This is a genomic window from Martelella sp. AD-3 (assembly GCF_001578105.1).
Classification (GTDB): domain Bacteria; phylum Pseudomonadota; class Alphaproteobacteria; order Rhizobiales; family Rhizobiaceae; genus Martelella.
The window spans coordinates 2257279-2276432 of the sequence record NZ_CP014275.1 but is presented as its reverse complement, the minus strand read 5'-3'; the positions used below and the strand labels follow the sequence as shown (position 1 = coordinate 2276432).

17 protein-coding genes are annotated in these 19154 nt (G+C 64.2%); 9 read left to right on the top strand and 8 right to left on the bottom strand.

Going from position 1 to position 19154, the window contains the following annotated elements; genetic code table 11:
* Window positions 1-69 precede the first annotated feature (69 nt).
* From AZF01_RS24285 to iolG, 3 genes are all read right to left on the bottom strand, one after another.
* Window positions 70-234 carry a hypothetical protein gene (locus AZF01_RS24285; protein ID WP_197489645.1) on the bottom strand — a complete coding sequence of 55 codons (165 nt, stop codon included), beginning with the start codon at window positions 232-234 and terminating at the stop codon, window positions 70-72.
* 103 nt (window positions 235-337) lie between these two features.
* Window positions 338-2158 carry a DNA helicase RecQ gene (gene recQ, locus AZF01_RS10540; RefSeq protein WP_024710207.1) on the bottom strand — a complete coding sequence of 607 codons (1821 nt, stop codon included), beginning with the start codon at window positions 2156-2158 and terminating at the stop codon, window positions 338-340.
* A gap of 183 nt (window positions 2159-2341) precedes the next feature.
* A complete protein-coding gene (iolG, locus tag AZF01_RS10535) occupies window positions 2342-3346 on the bottom strand; it encodes an inositol 2-dehydrogenase (protein ID WP_024710208.1) in 1005 nt (334 codons plus the stop codon).
* 114 nt (window positions 3347-3460) lie between these two features.
* On the opposite strand from iolG, the gene AZF01_RS10530 reads away from it, so the two are divergent.
* From AZF01_RS10530 to AZF01_RS10490, 9 genes are all read left to right on the top strand, one after another.
* Window positions 3461-4297 (top strand): MurR/RpiR family transcriptional regulator, encoded by an 837-nt coding sequence (locus AZF01_RS10530; protein ID WP_024710209.1) that lies wholly within the window; start codon window positions 3461-3463, stop codon window positions 4295-4297.
* 126 nt (window positions 4298-4423) lie between these two features.
* A complete protein-coding gene (locus AZF01_RS10525) occupies window positions 4424-5371 on the top strand; it encodes a sugar ABC transporter substrate-binding protein (protein WP_024710210.1) in 948 nt (315 codons plus the stop codon).
* Window positions 5372-5580: 209 nt separating this feature from the next.
* On the top strand, window positions 5581-6663 hold the full coding sequence (locus AZF01_RS10520) for an ABC transporter permease (RefSeq protein ID WP_152534663.1): 1083 nt from the start codon (window positions 5581-5583) through the stop codon (window positions 6661-6663).
* A 2-nt stretch (window positions 6664-6665) separates the two neighbouring features.
* Window positions 6666-7445, top strand: a complete 780-nt coding sequence (locus AZF01_RS10515) for an ATP-binding cassette domain-containing protein (RefSeq protein WP_024710212.1) — start codon at window positions 6666-6668, stop codon at window positions 7443-7445.
* Window positions 7446-7448: 3 nt separating this feature from the next.
* Entirely contained in the window at window positions 7449-9380 is a 1932-nt protein-coding gene (gene iolC, locus AZF01_RS10510; RefSeq protein ID WP_024710213.1) for a 5-dehydro-2-deoxygluconokinase, read from the top strand.
* Entirely contained in the window at window positions 9380-11209 is a 1830-nt protein-coding gene (iolD, locus tag AZF01_RS10505) for a 3D-(3,5/4)-trihydroxycyclohexane-1,2-dione acylhydrolase (decyclizing) (protein ID WP_024710214.1), read from the top strand. Before iolC ends, iolD begins: the two co-directional genes overlap by 1 nt.
* 32 nt (window positions 11210-11241) lie before the next feature.
* Window positions 11242-12135, top strand: coding sequence for a myo-inosose-2 dehydratase (gene iolE / locus AZF01_RS10500; protein ID WP_024710215.1), 894 nt, complete (start codon window positions 11242-11244; stop codon window positions 12133-12135).
* Window positions 12136-12158: 23 nt separating this feature from the next.
* Window positions 12159-12959 (top strand): 5-deoxy-glucuronate isomerase, encoded by an 801-nt coding sequence (gene iolB / locus AZF01_RS10495; RefSeq protein WP_024710216.1) that lies wholly within the window; start codon window positions 12159-12161, stop codon window positions 12957-12959.
* Between the two features lie 71 nt (window positions 12960-13030).
* Entirely contained in the window at window positions 13031-14179 is a 1149-nt protein-coding gene (locus tag AZF01_RS10490) for an MFS transporter (RefSeq protein ID WP_197489644.1), read from the top strand.
* A gap of 7 nt (window positions 14180-14186) precedes the next feature.
* Here the strand turns inward: AZF01_RS10490 and AZF01_RS10485 are convergent, their stop codons facing one another.
* The 5 genes from AZF01_RS10485 to radA all read right to left on the bottom strand — a co-directional run bounded on the left by AZF01_RS10485 (window position 14187) and on the right by radA (window position 19134).
* Window positions 14187-14747, bottom strand: coding sequence for a DUF1349 domain-containing protein (locus tag AZF01_RS10485; RefSeq protein ID WP_024709519.1), 561 nt, complete (start codon window positions 14745-14747; stop codon window positions 14187-14189).
* 20 nt (window positions 14748-14767) lie between these two features.
* On the bottom strand, window positions 14768-15511 hold the full coding sequence (locus AZF01_RS10480) for an SDR family NAD(P)-dependent oxidoreductase (protein WP_024709520.1): 744 nt from the start codon (window positions 15509-15511) through the stop codon (window positions 14768-14770).
* Between the two features lie 27 nt (window positions 15512-15538).
* A complete protein-coding gene (gene purF / locus AZF01_RS10475; protein ID WP_024709521.1) occupies window positions 15539-17029 on the bottom strand; it encodes an amidophosphoribosyltransferase in 1491 nt (496 codons plus the stop codon).
* Window positions 17030-17098: 69 nt separating this feature from the next.
* Window positions 17099-17677 carry a CvpA family protein gene (locus AZF01_RS10470; RefSeq protein WP_024709522.1) on the bottom strand — a complete coding sequence of 193 codons (579 nt, stop codon included), beginning with the start codon at window positions 17675-17677 and terminating at the stop codon, window positions 17099-17101.
* A gap of 56 nt (window positions 17678-17733) precedes the next feature.
* Window positions 17734-19134 (bottom strand): DNA repair protein RadA, encoded by a 1401-nt coding sequence (gene radA / locus AZF01_RS10465; RefSeq protein WP_024709523.1) that lies wholly within the window; start codon window positions 19132-19134, stop codon window positions 17734-17736.
* Window positions 19135-19154 lie beyond the last annotated feature (20 nt).

Here is a 19154-nt window from a genome sequence, read left to right as displayed (position 1 = left end):
ATCAATGAAAATCCCGCCGATCATGCGAAGCGGCGGGATTGCGAACATGCCGCTCGGGGCAAGCGATCGTCACGATTGGCTGTTGCCGCTCGGGCGCGAGCGGCCGTGGTTCTGCGAGGTGCTGGCGTCGGGCTCCTGGCCGAAATAGGTGCCGCCGAGGTGGCCGCCGGCGCTCGTATGCTCGACCTGGCGCAGCGTGCGTTCCGTTTCCTTATCCTTGTCGATCTTGCTCATGGCAATTTCTCCCTTGTTTCGGACACTCGGTTGGGAAACCGCGTGGCGGGAGGAAATGTTCCGTGTCGAGCGGCAAGGGAGATCCGGCGAAGGCTCGAAGCGTTCAGCCGTGCGCGCGGATCGTGTCGAGAAATTCGGCGCCATAACGCTGCAGCTTGGTCTTGCCGACGCCCTGGATCTCGAGCATCGCTTCGGCGGAACCCGGTCGATGACTGGCTAGCGCGATCAGCGTCGTATCGGGAAAGATCACATAGGGCGGCACGGCAAGTTCCCTGGCAAGCGCCGTGCGGGTGGCGCGCAGCGCCTCGAACAGGGACTGATCCTGTTCGGAAAGCGCGGCCTTCGCGTCGTTGCGTCTGCGCGTACCGGTAGAGGCCTTGCCCTTCGGCGCCCGGTCGACCCGGAAGCGCAGCGATAGCTCGTGCCGGAAAACCGCACGCGCGCCGGGTTCCAGCTTCAGCGCGCCAAAGGCCTCGTGATCGACCCGGATCAGCCCCTTGGCAAGCAATTGCCGATAGACCGATTGCCATGTCTTGGGCGCGATATCCTTGCCCGCGCCGAAGACGGGCATGGTCGCGTGGCCGAAGCGCTCCGTGCGCTCGGTCTCGTTGCCCGTCAGAACGTCGATCAGGTGTCCGGCGCCGAAGCGCTCGCCGGTGCGATAGATCGCGGCCATGGCCTTGATCGCGGCTTCCGTGCCGTCCCATGTCTCGACCGGCGACAGGCAGGTGTCGCAATTGCCGCAATGGCCTTCGTGCCGCTCGCCGAAATGGGCAAGGATCGCCTGCCGACGGCAGTCCGCCGTCTCGCAGATGCCGAGCAGCGCATTCAGTTTGGCGCGTTCGACGCGCTTGATCTCATCGGCGGCGGCGGAGCGATCGATCATGCGCCCGCGCTGCGTGACGTCGGCCATGCCGTAGACCATCCAGGCATCGGCCGGAAGACCGTCGCGTCCCGCGCGCCCGGTCTCCTGGTAATAGGCCTCGACGGAGCCCGGCAGGTCGAGATGGGCGACATAGCGCACATCCGGCTTGTCGATGCCCATGCCGAAGGCCACGGTGGCCACGAGGCAAAGCTCGTCCTCCTTCAGGAACGCGTCCTGATTGGCGTCGCGGGCCTCCCGCGTCATGCCGGCGTGATAGGCGAGCGCCCTGATGCCCTCGCCATTCAGCCATTCCGCCGTTTCCTCCACCTTGGCGCGCGAGAGGCAGTAGACGATGCCGCTTTCGCCCTTGTGGCGGGAGAGGAAATCAAGAAGCTGGCGGCGCGGCTGGGCCCGCTCGACGATCTCATAGGTGATGTTGGGCCGGTCGAATGAGGTGGTGAACACCGCCGCGTCTCGCAGCGCGAGGCGATCGATGATGTCTTCGCGGGTATGGGGATCGGCCGTTGCCGTCAGAGCCATGCGCGGCACGCCGGGAAAGGCCTCCGCCAGCCTGTCGAGCGCGCGGTATTCCGGACGGAAATCATGACCCCACTGGGAGACGCAATGGGCCTCGTCAATGGCGAAGAGCGCAATCTGAAGGTCGCGCATCATATCCATGAAGCCGCCCGTTGCGACGCGTTCCGGGGTGACGTAGAGAAGGTCGAGCTCGCCACGCGCCAGCGCCCGTCGTGTCACGATGAAATCCTCCTGCGACAGCGAGGAGTTCATCGCAGCTGCCCGGACGCCAAGCTGTTTCAGCGCCTCGACCTGGTCGCGCATCAGCGCGATCAGCGGCGAGATCACCACGCCGACGCCCTGGCGGCAGAGGGCGGGAACCTGATAGCAGAGCGACTTGCCGGCCCCCGTCGGAAACAGAACCACGGCATCGCCGCCTGAGACGACCTGATCGATCACGGCGGCCTGTTTTCCGCGAAATTTCGAGTAGCCGTAGATTTCCTTGAGGACGGCGAGCGGTTCGGCGAGGGTGCAATCGGGCAAGAGCGATTCCTTGAGGTGGCAGAGACCGCCACTATCGCAAATCCCGTCGTCCGGATCGAGCCTGCCGGCGCGTTTTACCGCCGCTGAAATGTGCCTGCATGGGCAATAGCCCGAAACGCCGGGCAGCGTTTCGAGCAGTCCCCATCCTCGAATCTCGCATTGCCTCGGGCTTCGGCAAGACGCTCAGCCCCGGATCTCCGAGACGTAGACCAGGCGCCTCTCGCGCGCCGAGAGATCGGCCGCTTCGGCGATCTCCAGCGCCTTCAGCCCGTCATCGCCGCTCGGCGACATCGCCGCGCCCGATTTCAGGTTTTCCGCGAAACTGCGGATTTCGGCGGCAAAGGCGTCGACATAGCGGGTCATGAAGAAATCATAGATCGGCGGGCGCAGGAAACCTTCGGCCGTCGCCAGCTCGATCGAGGCGGGCCGCAGGTTCTCGGCCGAGACGGCGCCCTTGGAGCCCAGAACCTCGATCCGCTGGTCATAGCCGAATGTGGCGCGGCGCGAATTGGAGATCGTGCACTGACGGCCGGAAACGGTCGTGAGAATGGTCGAGGCGCTGTCGAAATCGCCGATCTTGCCGATCTCCGGATCAATCAGCGCCGAGCCGCTGGCCTGCACGGTCTCGATCTCTTCGCCGAGCAGGAACCGGCTCATGTCGAAATCGTGGATCGTCATGTCCTTGAAGAAGCCGCCGGAGGAAGCGAGGTAGGAGATCGGCGGCGGGGCGGGGTCGCGGGAAACGATGTGCAGCATTTCGGGATTGCCGATCTTGCCGTCGGCGATCGTCTGCTTCAGCGCCTGGAAATTGGGATCGAAGCGGCGGTTGAAGCCGAGCATCAGCCGCGCGCCGGTCTCCGCAACCACGGCAAGGCACTGGCGCGCGCGGGCCGAATCGAGATCGACGGGCTTTTCGCAGAAGATCGCCTTGCTGGCGCGGGCGAATTTCTCGATCAGGTCGGCATGGGTCCCGGTCGGCGTGGCGATGATGACCGCGTCGATATTGTCGTCGGCGGCGATATCGTCAATTGTCGAGACTCCGGTCTCGTAAAGCGCGGCAATCTCGCCGGCGGCTTCAGCATTGGCGTCGGCGATGGCAGCGAGCTTCACGCCCGCCACCGAGGCAACGGCGCGCGCATGCACCCGGCCTATCCGCCCTGCGCCCAAAAGTGCAATAGATACAGTCATATGTCCTCCCGCATTTCCGTATCGGCGAACGATCTTGTGCCGCTTGTGAAAATAGAATAAAAATTCTAAAAACACCAAATGTAGAATATGTCAAGTGCAATAGCGGAGCCGCCCATGCCCAACCGTGAAAGTGATGCGCCCGATACGATCGACGCTTTTTTTGCCCGTCTCGCGGAGCGCTCGCCGGGCTTTCCCAAGCGCCTGAGGCAGTGCGCCGATTTCGTCGCGGCCAATCCGGACCGGGTGGCTGTCTCGACGGTGGCCGAACTCTCGGCGGAAGCCGGCGTTCAGCCTTCCGCCTTCATGCGGTTCTGCCAGGAACTTGGCTTTTCGGGCTTTTCCCAGATGCAGCGTCTGTTCCGGAGCGACTATTCGCGCAAGTGGCCGGATTATGCGACCCGTATCGACTCGCTCAGGAATCACGGTTCCGACAGTCCGGCGGCGCTGCTCGCCGAATTCGTAGAGGTCGGCCGTCTGTCGCTGGAAAACCTGCTGGCCTCGGTCGAGACGGAAGCGCTGAACGAGGCCGTGGCGATGCTGGCAGAGGCCGAGACCATTCACCTCGTCGGTTTCCGCCGCGCTTTCCCGGTGACCTCCTATCTCGCCTATGCCTTCGAGAAGATGGATATTCCGGCAATGCTGCATACGGGAATTGCGGGGCTGGGACTGGAATATGCCATCCGACCGAATGACGCCGTTCTGGCGGTCACCTTTGCTCCCTACACCGAGCGGACGCTGGAGATCGCCGAGGCGGGCAGGGCGCGCGGCGCAGGCCTTGTTGCCATCACAGATTACGTCACCAGTCCGCTGGTGCGGCTCGGCGCCACCACGCTCAACGTGGCCGAACCCGATGTCGGCGCCTTCCGAGCGCTCTCCGGGTCGCTGTCGCTTGCGATCTCGCTGGCGGTTTCGGTGGGCGCCGACCGCGAGAATGGAAAAAATAGAAAATAAATATTGCATTCGTAGCAGAATGGAATTTAAATTCCCTCCCGGAACGTGAACCGGTTTCGCGTTCCGATATTGCCCTTGCCGGGAGGAGGTCGGGGCGAATTCACCCCTTGGAGGAGGACTTTAAGCATGAAAACCAGATTTCTTGCGCTGGCGGCCGCGGCCGTCGCACTGACGAGCCTGGCGCCGGCCGCGGCCTGGGCCGAGGGCGAGCGCTTCGTGCTGATCTCGCACGCCCCCGACAGCGACAGCTGGTGGAACACGATCAAGAACGCGATCAATGTCGCGGGCGACCAGATGGACGTCGAAGTGGAATACCGCAACCCGCCGACGGGCGACCTTGCCGATATGGGCCGCATCGTTCAGCAGGCGGCCGCGTCCAATCCGGACGGCATCATCGTCACGATCGCCGATTATGACGTTCTTTCCGGTCCGATCGCGGATGCCGTGGCCAAGGGCATTCCGGTGATCACCATCAATTCGGGCACGGAAGAGCAGTCGAAAGAGCTCGGCGCGATGATGCATGTGGGCCAGCCGGAATATATGGCGGGCAAGCTTGCCGGCGAGCGCGCGAAGAAGGAGTCGGATGCCGACAGCTTCCTTTGCGTCAACCATTACATCACCAACCCGGCCTCCGTTGAGCGCTGCCAGGGCTTCGCCGATGGGCTTGGCGTCGAGCTTGGCCAGCAGATGATCGACAGCGGCATGGATCCGTCCGAGGTCAAGTCGAAGGTGATGGCCTATCTCAACGCCAATCCGGATACCGGCGCGATCCTGACGCTCGGCCCCAACTCTGCCGAACCGACGATCGCCGCCCTGGATGAGACCGGCAAGGCGGGCCAGGTCTATTTCGGCACGTTCGACCTTTCGAGCGGGATTGCCGATGCGATCAAGGCCGGCACGATCAACTTCGCCATCGACCAGCAGCCCTATCTGCAGGGCTACCTGCCGGTGGTCATCCTGACCAATTACGCCCGCTACGGCGTGATGCCGGGCAACTCGATCAATTCGGGCCCCGGCTTCATCACCGACAGCAATATCGAACTGGTTGAGAAATACGCCGGCCAGTATCGCTGACGTTCGACAATGGCGATGCCGCGCGGGCTTGCCGCGCGGCGTCCTGGCCGGCTTCAGCCGGAAGTTTCTGATTGATCCGGAACGGCAGGCAGCGTCAACGCGCCGCCGGCACGGGAAACCATTGCCTACGCGGCGGAGTTAATCTGATGTCCAAATCCCATGAACAACAGCCGCACCGGCCGATCGAGGAGTTGATCCTCGAAGAGCGCATGCGCCCTGTGCCACGATGGCGCAAGGCGCTGATCCGGCCGGAGCTCGGCTCCATCTGCGGCACCATTCTCGTCTTCCTGCTGTTTGCCATGATTGCTGGCGACAGCGGCATGTTTTCGGCCGAAGGCTTCATCAACTGGGGCACGGTCTCGGCCCAGTTCGCCATCATCGCCGTCGGCGCCTGCCTGTTGATGATCGCGGGAGAATTCGATCTGTCGATCGGCTCGATGATCGGCTTTTCCGGCATCGTCATTGCGCTGTTGACCGTCCAGTGGGGGTGGCCCGCCTGGCTTGCGATCATCACCGCCTTTGCCGTTGCCATCGCCATCGGCGCGTTGAACGGTTTTCTGGTGATCCGCACCGGGCTGCCGTCCTTCATCGTCACACTCGCTTTTCTCTTCATCCTGCGCGGGCTGACGATCTTCATCGCCATCTCGACCACCGGCAAGACGATCATCGGCGGCGTGCGCGAGGCATCGGAGGGTGACTTCGTCGCCGCGCTTTTCGGCGGCAAGGTGTTTGGCGGCTTCTTCCGCTGGCTTGCCGACAATGACATGATCGCCACCTTCGTCGCCGGACCGCGCGCCGGGCAGCCCGTCGTCGACGGTATTCCGATGCTGATGGTCTGGGCGCTGATCCTCATCATTCTCGGTCATTTCCTTCTGGTGCGGACGAAATTCGGCAACTGGATCTTCGCCGCCGGCGGCGATGCGCAGGCCGCCCGCTATGTCGGCGTGCCGGTCAACCGGGTGAAGATCCTGATGTTCATGCTGACGGCCTTCTGCGCCACCATCTTCGCCACCTGCCAGGTGATGGAGTTTGGCTCGGCGGCAGCTGACCGCGGCCTTCTGAAGGAGTTCGAGGCGATCATTTCGGTCGTCATCGGCGGCGCGCTTCTCACCGGCGGCTACGGGTCCGTGATCGGCGCGGCGCTTGGCGCGCTGATTTTCGGCGTCGTCCAGCAGGGCCTGTTCTTCGCCGGCGTCGAAAGCTCGCTGTTCCGCGTCTTCCTCGGCGTCATCCTGCTGCTCGCCGTCATCCTCAACACCTATATCCGCCGTCGCATCACGGGAGAACGCTAGAGATGAGCGCACCTCTGATCGAACTTCAGGACATCGAGAAGCATTTCGGCCCGGTGATCGCGCTGGCCGGCGTCTCGCTCTCGGTCATGGCCGGGGAATGCCATTGCCTGCTCGGCGACAATGGCGCGGGCAAGTCGACCTTCATCAAGACAATGTCCGGCGTGCACAAGCCGAGCTATGGCCGCATCCTCATCGATGGCAAGGAAGTGACCTTTAACGACCCGCGCGATGCGATGGCGGCGGGTGTCGCCACGGTCTATCAGGATCTGGCGATGATCCCGCTGATGTCGGTGACCCGCAATTTCTGGATGGGCCGGGAGCCGGAGCGGCGCATCGGCCCGATCAAGGTATTCGACCACAAGAAGGCGGGCGCCATCACGGTTGAGGAAATGGGGAAGATGGGCATTCACCTGCGTTCCGCCGATCAGGCGGTCGGCACGTTGTCCGGCGGCGAGCGACAGACGGTTGCCATTTCCCGCGCCGTCTATTTCGGCGCACGCGTGCTGATCCTCGACGAGCCGACCTCCGCGCTTGGCGTGCGCCAGACGGCGAATGTGCTTTCCACCATCGATGCCGTGCGCAAGAAGGGGATCGGCGTCGTCTTCATCACCCATAATGTCCGCCATGCGCTTGCCGTCGGCGACCGGTTTACCGTCATCAACCATGGCAAGACGCTGGGCACTGCCAAGCGCGGCGAGATCAATGCCGAGCAGCTGCAGGACCTGATGGCGGGCGGGCGCGAACTTGTCGAACTTGAATCCTCGCTGGGAGGCACTGTCTAGAGCATGCATGAACTCGATTGTCTCACGATCGGCCGTTCCTCGGTCGACCTTTACGGCGCGCAGGTCGGCGGTCGGCTGGAGGACATGCTGTCCTTTGAGAAATATCTCGGCGGCTCGCCGACCAACATGGCGACGGGCGCGGCGCGTCTCGGGCTGAAATCCGGCCTTATAACCCGCGTCGGCGACGAGCATATGGGCCGCTTCATCCGCGAGGAGCTCGAGCGGGAAGGCGTCGATGTGACCGGCGTCGTCACCGACCCGGAACGCCTGTCGGCGCTGGTGATCCTGGGCATTCGGGACGAGGAGCAGTTTCCGCTGATCTTCTATCGCGAGAACTGCGCCGACATGGCGCTGTGCGAAGACGATATCGACGAGGCGCTGATTGCGCGCTCGCGTTCGCTGGTCGCCACCGGCACGCATCTTTCCAACCCCAGGACCGAGGCGGCGGTGCTGAAGGCGCTCGGTCTTGCCCGCAAGCACGGCGCGCGCACCGCGCTTGATATCGACTACCGGCCGAACCTCTGGGGGCTGTCGGGTCACGGTGATGGCGAGAACCGCTTCATCGCGTCGGAAAAGGTCACCGCCAAACTTCAGTCGACGCTGCATCTGTTCGATCTCATCGTCGGCACGGAAGAGGAATTCCATATTGCCGGCGGCACGACGGATACGCTCCAGGCGCTGAAGAATGTGCGCAAGGTGAGCGCCGCGACGCTGGTGCTGAAGCGCGGCGCGGAAGGCGCTTCGGCCTTCGAGGGCGATATCCCCGACGATGTCGACGGCGGCGTTGCGGGCCGGAGCTTCCGCATCGAGGTTTTCAACGTTTTAGGCGCGGGTGACGGTTTCATGGCCGGGCTATTGAAGGGCTGGCTGACGGATCGGGACTGGGCCGAAAGCCTGACGATCGCCAATGCCTGCGGCGCCTTTGCCGTGTCGCGCCACGGCTGCACGCCGGCCTATCCGAGCCTGGCCGAGCTTGAATATTTCCTTGAGCACGGCTCAACCACGCTGGCGCTGCGCAAGGACAAGGCGCTGGAGCAGTTGCACTGGTCCACCAACAGGCACGGCGACTGGCCGGAAATGCGGGTTTTTGCCTTCGACCACCGGATCCAGCTTGAAGACATGGCCGAGGAGTGCGGCGTTCCGGCCCAAAGGCTGGGCGCCTTCAAGGAGCTTTGCCTGAAGGCCGCGCTGGACGTGGCCGACGGCAGGCCGGGCTATGGCATTCTCTGCGACAGCCGGATCGGCCGTTCGGCGCTGTACAGGGCGGCGGGGACCAGTCTCTGGATCGGCCGCCCCACGGAATGGCCGGGCTCGCGCCCGCTCACGCTCGAGCCGGAACTCGGCGAGGACATGGGCGGGCTGGCCGAATGGCCGGCCGAGCATGTCGTCAAGGTCCTTTGCTTCTATCACCCCGATGACGACGCGACGCTGAAGGCGGAGCAGGAGGCGACGCTTGCGCGCCTTTTTGCCGCCGCACGCCGAAACCGGCTGGAATTCCTGATGGAAATCGTGTCATCAAAGCATGGCGAGACAGATGAAATGAGCGCCGCGCGGGTGATCGAGCGTCTTTACGAGATCGGCATCTATCCCGACTGGTGGAAGCTGGAGCCGCTGACAACAGAGGCCGCATGGGCCAATGTGTGCGCGGCGATCGAGGGCCATGACCGCCATACGCGCGGTATCGTCGTGCTGGGGCTCGATGCCCCGGAAGAGGAGCTGGCGGCAAGCTTTGCGGAGGCTGCACGCTTCCCGCTGATCAAGGGGTTTGCCGTCGGCCGCTCGATCTTCGCCGATGCGGCGCGGGCCTGGCTCTCCGGCACAATCAGCGACGACGAGGCCGTTGCCGAAATGACGGAAAAATACCGCAGTTTCTGCCGCTATTGGGACGAGGCCCGGCTGGCGGCGACACAGCACGAAAAAGATGAGGCGTTTTGATGAAGACGATCCGCTTGACCGCCGCACAGGCGCTGGTGCGCTATCTGATTGCCCAGAAGAACGAGGACGGCGATCCTGTCATTCCCGGCTGCTGGGCGATTTTCGGCCATGGCAATGTCGCGGCGCTCGGCGAGGCGCTCTACGGCGTGCGCGACGTATTGCCGACATGGCGAGGGCATAATGAGCAGACCATGGCGCATGCCGCGATCGCCTATGCCAAGGCGAAGAACCGCCGGCAGGCCATGGCGGTGACGACTTCCATCGGCCCCGGCGCGACCAATATGGTGACGGCCTGCGCGCTCGCCCATGTGAACCGTCTGCCGGTGCTGCTGATCCCCGGCGATGTCTTTGCCAGCCGCGCGCCTGACCCGGTGCTGCAGCAAGTCGAGGATTTCGATGACGCGACGGTTTCCGCCAATGACTGCTTCCGGCCCGTCAGCCGCTATTTCGACCGGATCACGCGCCCCGAACAGCTGCTGACGGCGCTGCCGCGCGCGCTTTCGACGCTGACCGATCCGGAGCGCTGCGGCCCCGTCACGCTCTCCTTCTGCCAGGATGTACAGGCCGAGGCGTTCGACTGGCCGGAGCGTTTCTTTGCGGAGAAAACCTGGCATCAACGCCGTCCCGCGCCGGATGCGGATGCGCTGGAGCGTGCGGTCGCGGCCATCAAATCTGCCAAACGTCCGCTGATCGTGGCGGGCGGCGGCGTGCTCTATTCCGGCGCGACGGAGGCGCTGAAGAGCTTTGCCGAAAAGCATAATATCCCCGTTGCCGAAACGCAGGCTGGCAAGTCTTCGCTTCCCGCCAGCCATCCGCTGAACCTCGGTTCCATCGGCGTCACCGGCGCGTCTGCCGCCAATGCGGTTGCCGCCGACGCGGACCTCGTGATCGGTCTCGGCACGCGGTTCCAGGATTTCACCACCGGTTCCTGGTCGGTATTCAAGAACCCGTCGCGGCGGATTCTGGCGATCAATGTCACGGCCTTCGACAGCTACAAGCATGATGCGCTGCCGCTTGTCGCGGATGCCCGGGTGGCGCTCGAAATGCTGAGCGGGAAACTTGGGCAGCATCAGGCGCCGGCCGTCGATCCCGCTCTGAAAGAGACGTGGATGGCTGCCGTTGCGGCAGCGACCGATGCGCCTTCCGGCAATGCGCTGCCGAGCGACGGGCATGTGATCGGCGCGGTGCAGCGCCAGAGCGGCGAGGATGCGATCGTGGTGTGCGCCTCCGGCGGGCTTCCGGGCGAACTGCACAAGCTATGGCAGGCCGAACGTCCCAATGGCTACCACCTCGACTACGGCTATTCCTGCATGGGATACGAGATTGCCGGCGGCCTCGGCGTCAAGATGGCGCTGCCGGAGCGCGACGTTATCGTCATGCTCGGCGACGGCTCCTATCTGATGGCGAATTCCGAACTCGCCACATCGGTCATGCTCGGCCAGAAGATCACCGTCGTGGTGCTCGACAATCGCGGCTTCGGCTGCATCAACCGGCTGCAGCGGGCAACCGGCGGCGAAAGCTTCAACAATCTGATCGACACCGCGCGCCATGTCGTGCCGTCCGATATCGATTTCGCCGCCCATGCCGCCGCCCTTGGCGCGATCGCCGAGAAGGTCGATGGCATCGCGGCGCTGGAGGAGGCGCTGAAGCGCGCAAAATCCAGCGACCGCAGCCATGTGATCGTCATCGACACCGACCCGATGATCACCACGGAGGCCGGCGGAAACTGGTGGGACGTCGCCGTGCCCGAGGTCTCCGAACGCGCCGAGGTCAATACGGCGCGCAGGGCCTATCTGGAAGAGCGCGCGCGCCAGCGGTCCTTTGACTGAGTTCCTTCCTTTGCCTTTGAAAGGGTGAAACCATGATCCTCTACGGAACAAATCCGATCGCCTGGTCGAATGACGACGACCAGAGCCTCGGAGCCGACATCTCGCTTGAGACCTGCCTTTCCGAAGCCGCCGAAATCGGATTCGACGGCATCGAGAAGGGGCATAAATTCCCGACCGAGCCGGAGGCGCTTGCCGCCGTGCTGTCCGCCCACGGCCTCAAATTCGTCTCAGGATGGCATTCGCTGAACCTGCTCACGCATTCGGTCGAAGACGAGAAGGCTGCGATCCGTCCGCATCTCGACCTCCTGAAATCGCAGGGCTCAAAGGTCTGTATCGTCTGCGAGACGTCCAATGCCATTCACGGCAATGACGCGCTTGCGCTCTCTGAACGTCCGGTGCTGGACGATGCTGCCTGGGACGATTTTGCCGCAAAGCTCGATGCGATCGGGGCCTATTGCGCCGAGGACGGCATCGCGCTCGTCTATCACCACCACATGGGCACGATTGTCCAGAGCGAGGCGGAGATCGACCGGCTGATGGCGTTGACGGGCCCCGATGTGCATCTTCTGCTCGACACCGGCCACGCGACCTTCGGCGGCGGCGACCCTCAAGCGCTGGCGCGCCGCCATATGGACCGCGTGCGTCATATCCATGCCAAGAATGTGCGCGGCGCCGTGATGCGGCAGGTCCGCGACGAGGGGCTGAGCTTTCTCGAGGGCGTGCGGCGCGGCGTCTTTACCGTGCCCGGAGACGAGGAGGGGATCGTTGACTTCACGCCCGTGCTGAAGATCGCCGCTGAACATGGCTATTCCGGCTGGATCGTGATCGAGGCCGAACAGGATCCCGCCGTGCGCAATCCTTTCACATACCAGAGCATGGGGCTGAAGGCGCTGAAGGCGGCAGCCGCGGAAGCCGGACTGAAATAACGAGAACACGAGGAGTTGACGATATGAGCCGATTGCTGGTCAAGCCGAACGGAACCCATGGCAAGGTCCACGACATCACGCCCGAAAGCGCCGGCTGGGGTTATGTCGGCTTCGGCCTCTATCGCCTCGCCGCGGGCGAGAGCGTTTCGGAAAAGACGGGGGACCGCGAGGTCATTCTCGTTCTGGTCGAGGGCAGGGCGGCGATCTCCGGGGCCGGGCAGGACTTCGGCACGCTCGGCAAGCGCATGAACGTGTTCGAGCGTGAGAAGCCGGCCGCCGTCTATGTGCCGGACCATGCCGATTGGGCGGCGCGGGCTGAAACGGACTGCACGCTCGCCGTCTGCTCGGCCCCCGGCAAGGGTGGCCACAAGGCGCAGGTGATCGATAATATCGGCCTGGAAGAGCGCGGCAAGGGGTCCAACACCCGCTATATCCACCCGATCGCCATGGAAGACCGCGATATCGCCGACAGCCTGCTGGTGACGGAGGTTTTCACGCCGGCAGGCAACTGGTCCTCCTATCCGCCGCACCGGCACGACGAGGACAATTTTCCGGATATGACCTATCTGGAGGAGACCTATTACCACCGACTGAACCCGGCGCAGGGCTTCGGCTTCCAGCGGGTCTTCACCGATGACGGCGAACTGGACGAGACCATGGCCGTGCATGACGGCGAGGTGGTTCTGGTGCCGAAGGGCCATCACCCCTGCGGCGCGCCGCATGGCTACGAGATGTACTATCTGAATGTCATGGCCGGACCGATGCGCAAATGGCGCTTCAGAAACCATCCGGATCACGACTGGATCGCGAAGCAACAGGCGTGAGGGCCGCGGTTGATTGTCGCCGGTGATCACGGATAATGGATTGAAGTGAATCACCGCGCATAGGCTTTCCCGTGCATTCTATCCTTCTTCAACGCCTGCGGCTGGCAGCGCTGGTCGTCGGCGTGTTCCTGATCGGCGCGAACTCCTTCATTCTCGGGCCTATCCTCGGCGACGTGGCGCGGACGCTCGATGCGGAGCCGGTCGCGGTGACGCGGGCGATTTCGGCCTTCGGGGCGGCGGCCGCCTTTTCGGCCTTTTTTCTCTCCCGCCTGATCGACCGCCACGCCATGCGGGTGGTGCTGGCCGCCGCCGCGCTGGTGCTTGCGCTTGGCTTTGCCGGATCCGCCGCAAGCCCGGCCTGGCAGGCGCTGGCCTTCTTTCAGGCGTTGGCCGGCATTGCCACCGGCGTGTTGTTGCCTGCGGTTTATTCGCAGGCGGTAAGCGCGGCGCCGGAGGGCGCGGGCGCGCGCACCTTCGGCATCGTCCTGTCCGGATGGTCGCTGTCGCTGATTGTCGGCGTGCCGCTTTCGGCCATGCTGAGCGAGGTGCTGGACTGGCGGCTGGCCTATGGCGCGCTCGCTGCGCTTGCCCTTCTGGCGAGCGTCGTTTTCGCGCTGACGGCCGATGCCCGCCGCCCGCAATCCGCCGGCGCGGTCTTCAGCCGCCGCGCCGTGATCGGCGTTTCCGGCGTCATCAGCATGCTTTTGACCGGCCTCTTGTTCATGACCGTGTTCTACGGCACCTATGCGCTGCTCGGTCTGAGAATGCGGGAAACGCTCGGCATTGGCGCCGCGGCGGCAAGCCTCGCCGTCATGGCCTACGGGATCGGGTTCGCCGTCGGCGGCGCGGCGGCCCGCCACGTGGACCGGGCGGGTCCGGCAAGGCTGTTTCCGTTCCTGCTTTGCGGTTCGGCGCTTCTCTATCTGCTGCTCTATCCGGCCACCGAAGCCTATTGGTCATCGCTGGCGGCGACATTCCTGCTCGGCATCTTCAACCATTTCGGGCTGAACCTGACCGTCCTGCTTCTAGCCCAACGCAAGCCTGAAGCCCGCGGAACGCTGATCGGCCTCAACACCACCGCCACCTATATCGCGGTGTTCTTCGGGCCGCTCTTGATGAGCGCTCTCTACGCGGGCATCGGGTTCGGGGCGGTCAGCCTGTGCGGCGGCGTGTGTCTGGTGGTCTGCGCCGGTCTGATGTGGCGCATGCGCCGGGCCTGACTACCGCTCAGTGCAAGTCGCGCGGGATGGGAGCGCCGACCGAAAAGCCGGAGAAGCGGACCTTCAGCCCCGCCCGTTCCGGCGTGCAGGCGGTCATGCCGACGAACGCGTCGGATGAAGGGAAGGGGCAGAGCCGCGCCATCTGCCAGTGCCCGTCGCCGAGATGAAACTGAACGCGCACGGCATCATCATGGCGGGTTATGCGGACGGAGACGGGCGTCTGCGGGTCTGCGTCAGGCAGCGGAATGACGGACCAGTCCGAGACATCGCGGGTCACCACGGTGGAGAAGTGCATCAGCCCGTCGGTGAACTCGATACCCGCCTTGATCCAGTGGGTCTCGTCGATCCTGAGGATCAGGCCGGCCTGATCGTAAAGCGTCTCGTAATCGGCCGTCACCGTGGCGCTGGCGGAGAAGTCGCCGGCGACCGGCTCCAGAAAGGCATGGCCGCTGTCGCGGGTAAAGCCATAGAAGGTCTTGCGCCAGAAATCGGTAGCCTTGTCGGTCACCAGTTCCAGCGTTCCGTTTTCCCCGGACCATTCGGCCGGTTCGTTCAGCCATTGCGCCATGATGTTCCTCCGTGCCGTGCCTATTCCGGCAGGCGGTAGTCTTTCAACCGGTCTTCCCGCGAAACAAAAAGCCTGCCGCTCTCCTGAAAATCGGGGCTGACCAGCGGCACGATCTTTTCCGCCACTTCGCTTGGATGCGGCAGTGTCATCGGGTCTTCGCCGGGGGCTGCCTGCGCGCGCATGGCGGTGCGGGTGCGGCCGGGATCGAAATTCGTGACCCTGATCGGGGTGTGCGCGGTTTCGGCAGCCCAGGTGCGCCCCAGAGCCTCGACGGCGGCCTTGGAGGCGGCATAGGCGCCCCAGAAGGGGCGGCAGGTATGGGCAACGCCGGAAGAAATCAGCACCGCGCGCCCGGCATCGGACTGCAGCAGGAGCGGCTCGAGCGAACGGATCAGCCGCCAGGTCGCCGTCACGTTCACGGTCATCACCTGCTCGAACACCTTGGCTTCCAGATGCGCGAGCGGCGAGACGACGCCGAGGACGGCAGCATTGGCGACCATGATGTCGAGCTTGCCCCAGCGGGTGAAGATCGAGCCGCCGAGCCGGTCGATCGCGCCCATATCGGCAAGGTCCATCGGCACCAGCGTTGCCGAGCCGTTGCCGTCGGCCTTGATCGCGTCGTCCAGCTCCTCGAGCCCGCCGACGGTGCGCGCGCAGGCGATCACATGCGCGCCTTCTTTCGCCAGGGCCAGCGCGGTGAAATAGCCGATGCCGCGCGAGGCGCCGGTAACGACGGCCAGACGGCCTTCGAGTGACTTGCTCATGATGTCTTCTCCGGACGTGTTCAGGCTTCAGCCGTTTCCGGCCAGAAGCTCGATCTTGGAAAACTCGCCCTCATGCTCCTTGTCGAGCAGGCGGGTCGGATAGTCCCCGGTGAACTGGTGGTCGGTGAACTGCGGCAGGGCATTGTTACGCTTTTCGCCGCCGACGGCCATGTACAGCCCGTCGATCGAGAGAAACTGCAGCGAATCCGCGCCGATGAACTTGCACATGTCGGCAAGCGTCTTGTGGTTGTTGGCAAGCAGCTTGTCGCGGTCGGGCGTGTCGATGCCGTAGAAGTCGGAATGATAGATCATCGGGCTGGCAACGCGGATATGCACCTCTTTCGCCCCGGCCTCCCGCAGCATCTGCACGATCTTCACCGACGTCGTGCCGCGCACGATCGAATCGTCGATCAGCACCACGCGCGCGCCGGCAATCACCGCCTTGTTGGCCGAATGCTTCAGCTTCACGCCGAAGGCGCGGATCTGCTGCGTCGGCTCGATGAAGGTGCGGCCCACATAATGGTTGCGGATGATGCCGAGCTCGAAGGGAATGCCGCTCTCCTGCGCATAGCCGATCGCCGCCGGCGTGCCGCCATCGGGAACGGGCACGACCACGTCGCCTTCGACGGGCGCCTCGCGGGCGAGATTGACGCCCATGTTCTTGCGGGTCTGATAGACATTGCGACCGCCGACGATGGAATCGGGACGGGCGAAATAGACATATTCGAACAGGCAGAGCCGTTCGGGCTGTTTCAGCGCGGGTTTGCGGCTGTCGATCGAGACCGTCCCGTCGGGCTGCAGCTCGCAGATGACAACCTCGCCGTTTTCGACGTCGCGGATGAACTTGGCGCCGATAATGTCGAGCGCGCAGGTTTCCGAACAGAAGATCGGCTTGCCGTTCAATTCGCCCATCACCAGCGGGCGGATGCCCGTCGGGTCGCGCGCGGCGATCAGCTTGGTGCGGGTCATCGCGATCATCGAATAGCCGCCTTCCATCTGGCCGATGGCGTCGATGAAGCGGTCTGACGATGTCTTGGCGCGCGAACGGGCGATCAGGTGCAGCACGACCTCGGTATCCGAGGTCGACTGACAGATCGCCCCGTCGGAGATCAGCTTGCGGCGCATGAACAGGCCGTTGGTGAAGTTGCCGTTATGGGCAATGGCGATGCCGCCGACACCGAGTTCGGCGAACAACGGCTGGACGTTGCGCAGCACCGTGCCTCCGGTCGTGGAGTAGCGCACGTGGCCCATGGCCATCGAGCCCTTCAGGCTTTCCAGCATGGCCGGATCGGTGTAGTGGTCGCCGACAAGGCCGAGATGGCGCTCGGAGCGGAACTGCTGGCCGTCATAGGAGACGATGCCGGCCGCTTCCTGGCCGCGATGCTGCAGCGCGTGCAGGCCGAGCGCGGTCAGCGCCGCCGCATCGGGATGGCCCAGGATGCCGAAGACGCCGCATTCCTCGTGCAGCGTATCGTCGTCAAGGCTGAAATCGTCATGGTCGTCGAAACTGGTGGTCATCGCGTGATCCGGAAATGGCTGGGGCAGGGCGCGTGCGAAAGCAGGTTCATCCAGACAGTACTAGAGATATCAGATAGGCCGGGCATCCGGCCGGAACTTCAAAATGACGTTACCGTCAATCATTGCCAGTAGCCGCCTTTGGTCGCGGTCAAGCGAACTCTCCAACTCCCCGCCGCCGGGCAGATAGGACTCCAGCTTGGCGGCAAGCATGTCGAGCGCGGGTTTCGACTTGGCGTTGCGGATCCAGTCGGGGCTCTGGGCATCGCCGACCAGCCAGTTCCAGAACGCGACGGCAACCGCCAGAATGAGCACGCCGCGCACAAGGCCGAAGACGAAACCGAGCGAACGGTCCAGCACGCCGGCGCGGCTGTCGATAATATAGTCCGCAAATCGCGTGGTCACCAGCGAAAGAAGCACAAGCGCGATCAGAAAGATGACCGCGAAGGCGCCGGCCATGGACATGCGCGGATCGTCCAGAAATCCCTCGAATGTCGGCGCGAGGAAGGGGTAGCCGACATAGGCGATCGCCGCCGAAAGCCCCCAGGCGAGAAGCGAGAGAATTTCGCGGGAAAAGCCGCGCACCATGGCAAGAAGGGCCGAGAACAGGACAACGCCGAGGACGATCAGATCGAACAGGGTTACTGGCATTCATTGCTCCGCTTGTCGTGGCCCGCACACGCATGGCCGTTGCGCCCGCCGGCGCCTCAATCGCTGTCGTCCGCTGCGGTCTCCGGCTTCATGCCCGCGATATCGGCCACAAGTTCCGGCAAGGCTTCGAGCCCTTTTAGCCCGTTTGCGCTGCCCGGCGCAATTTCCGCCGAACCCGAAGGCAGAACGGCGCGCGAGAAACCAAGCTTTGAGGCTTCCTTCAGCCGTTGCGCGGCATGGGTCACCGGTCGTATCGCTCCCGAAAGACTGACCTCGCCGAAATAGACACAATCGGGCGGGAGAGCAAGTCCGGCGAGCGAGGAAATGAGCGCCGCTGCAACCGCAAGGTCTGCCGCGGGCTCGGTGACGCGGTAGCCGCCGGCAATGTTGAGATAGACGTCGTGATTGCCGAGCCGGACGCCGCAATGGGCCTCGAGCACGGCCAGGATCATCGAGAGCCTGGCCGAATCCCAGCCGACGACGGCGCGGCGCGGTGTGCCGAGCGAGGTCGGAGCCACTAGCGCCTGCACCTCGACCAGAACCGGCCGCGTGCCCTCCATGCCGGCAAAAACGGCTGCGCCCGGCGCCTTGTCATTGCGTTCGCCCAGGAACAGTTCGGAGGGATTGGCCACTTCGCGCAGGCCCGTGTCGCCCATCTCGAACACGCCGATTTCGTCGGTCGGTCCGAAACGGTTTTTCACCGTTCTCAGGATCCGGTAGTGATGGCCGCGCTCGCCCTCGAAATAGAGCACCGCGTCGACCATATGCTCGACCACGCGGGGCCCCGCGATCTGTCCCTCCTTGGTCACATGGCCGACAAGCACCATTGCCGTGCCCGTCTGTTTGGCAAAGCGGATCATCGCCTGCACGCCGGTGCGCACCTGGGTTACCGTGCCGGGCGCGGCTTCCGCCTGATCCGACCAGAGCGTCTGGATCGAATCGACGATGACGAGGTCCGGCCGCGGCCCTTCCGCAAGCGTCGCCAGAATGTCCTCGACATTGGTTTCGGCGGCGAGAAGCACCTCGGTATCCGCCGCGCCAAGGCGGCGGGCGCGAAGCCTGACCTGGGCGATAGCCTCCTCGCCCGAGACATAGATCACCCGCTGGTTCTGGCGGGCCAGCGCCGCCGCCGCCTGCATCAGGATCGTTGACTTGCCGATGCCGGGATCGCCGCCGACGAGAACCGCCGAGCCGCGCACGAAGCCGCCGCCGGTCACCCTGTCCAACTCGGCCATCTTGCTCGCGATGCGCGGGGCCTCCTCGCTTTCTCCGTCGAGCTTGACGAGGGCCACCGGGCGGCCCTTCTTCGGCGCGCGGGCCGGGCCGCCGCCGATGCCGGCCGAGGGATTTTCCTCGACGATCGTGTTCCAGGCGCCGCAGGCGTCGCATCGCCCGGCCCAGCGGGCATGGATGCTGCCGCAATTCTGGCAGATGAACTGGGTCTTCTGTTTGGCCAAGGTCTCTTCTTTGTCGGAAA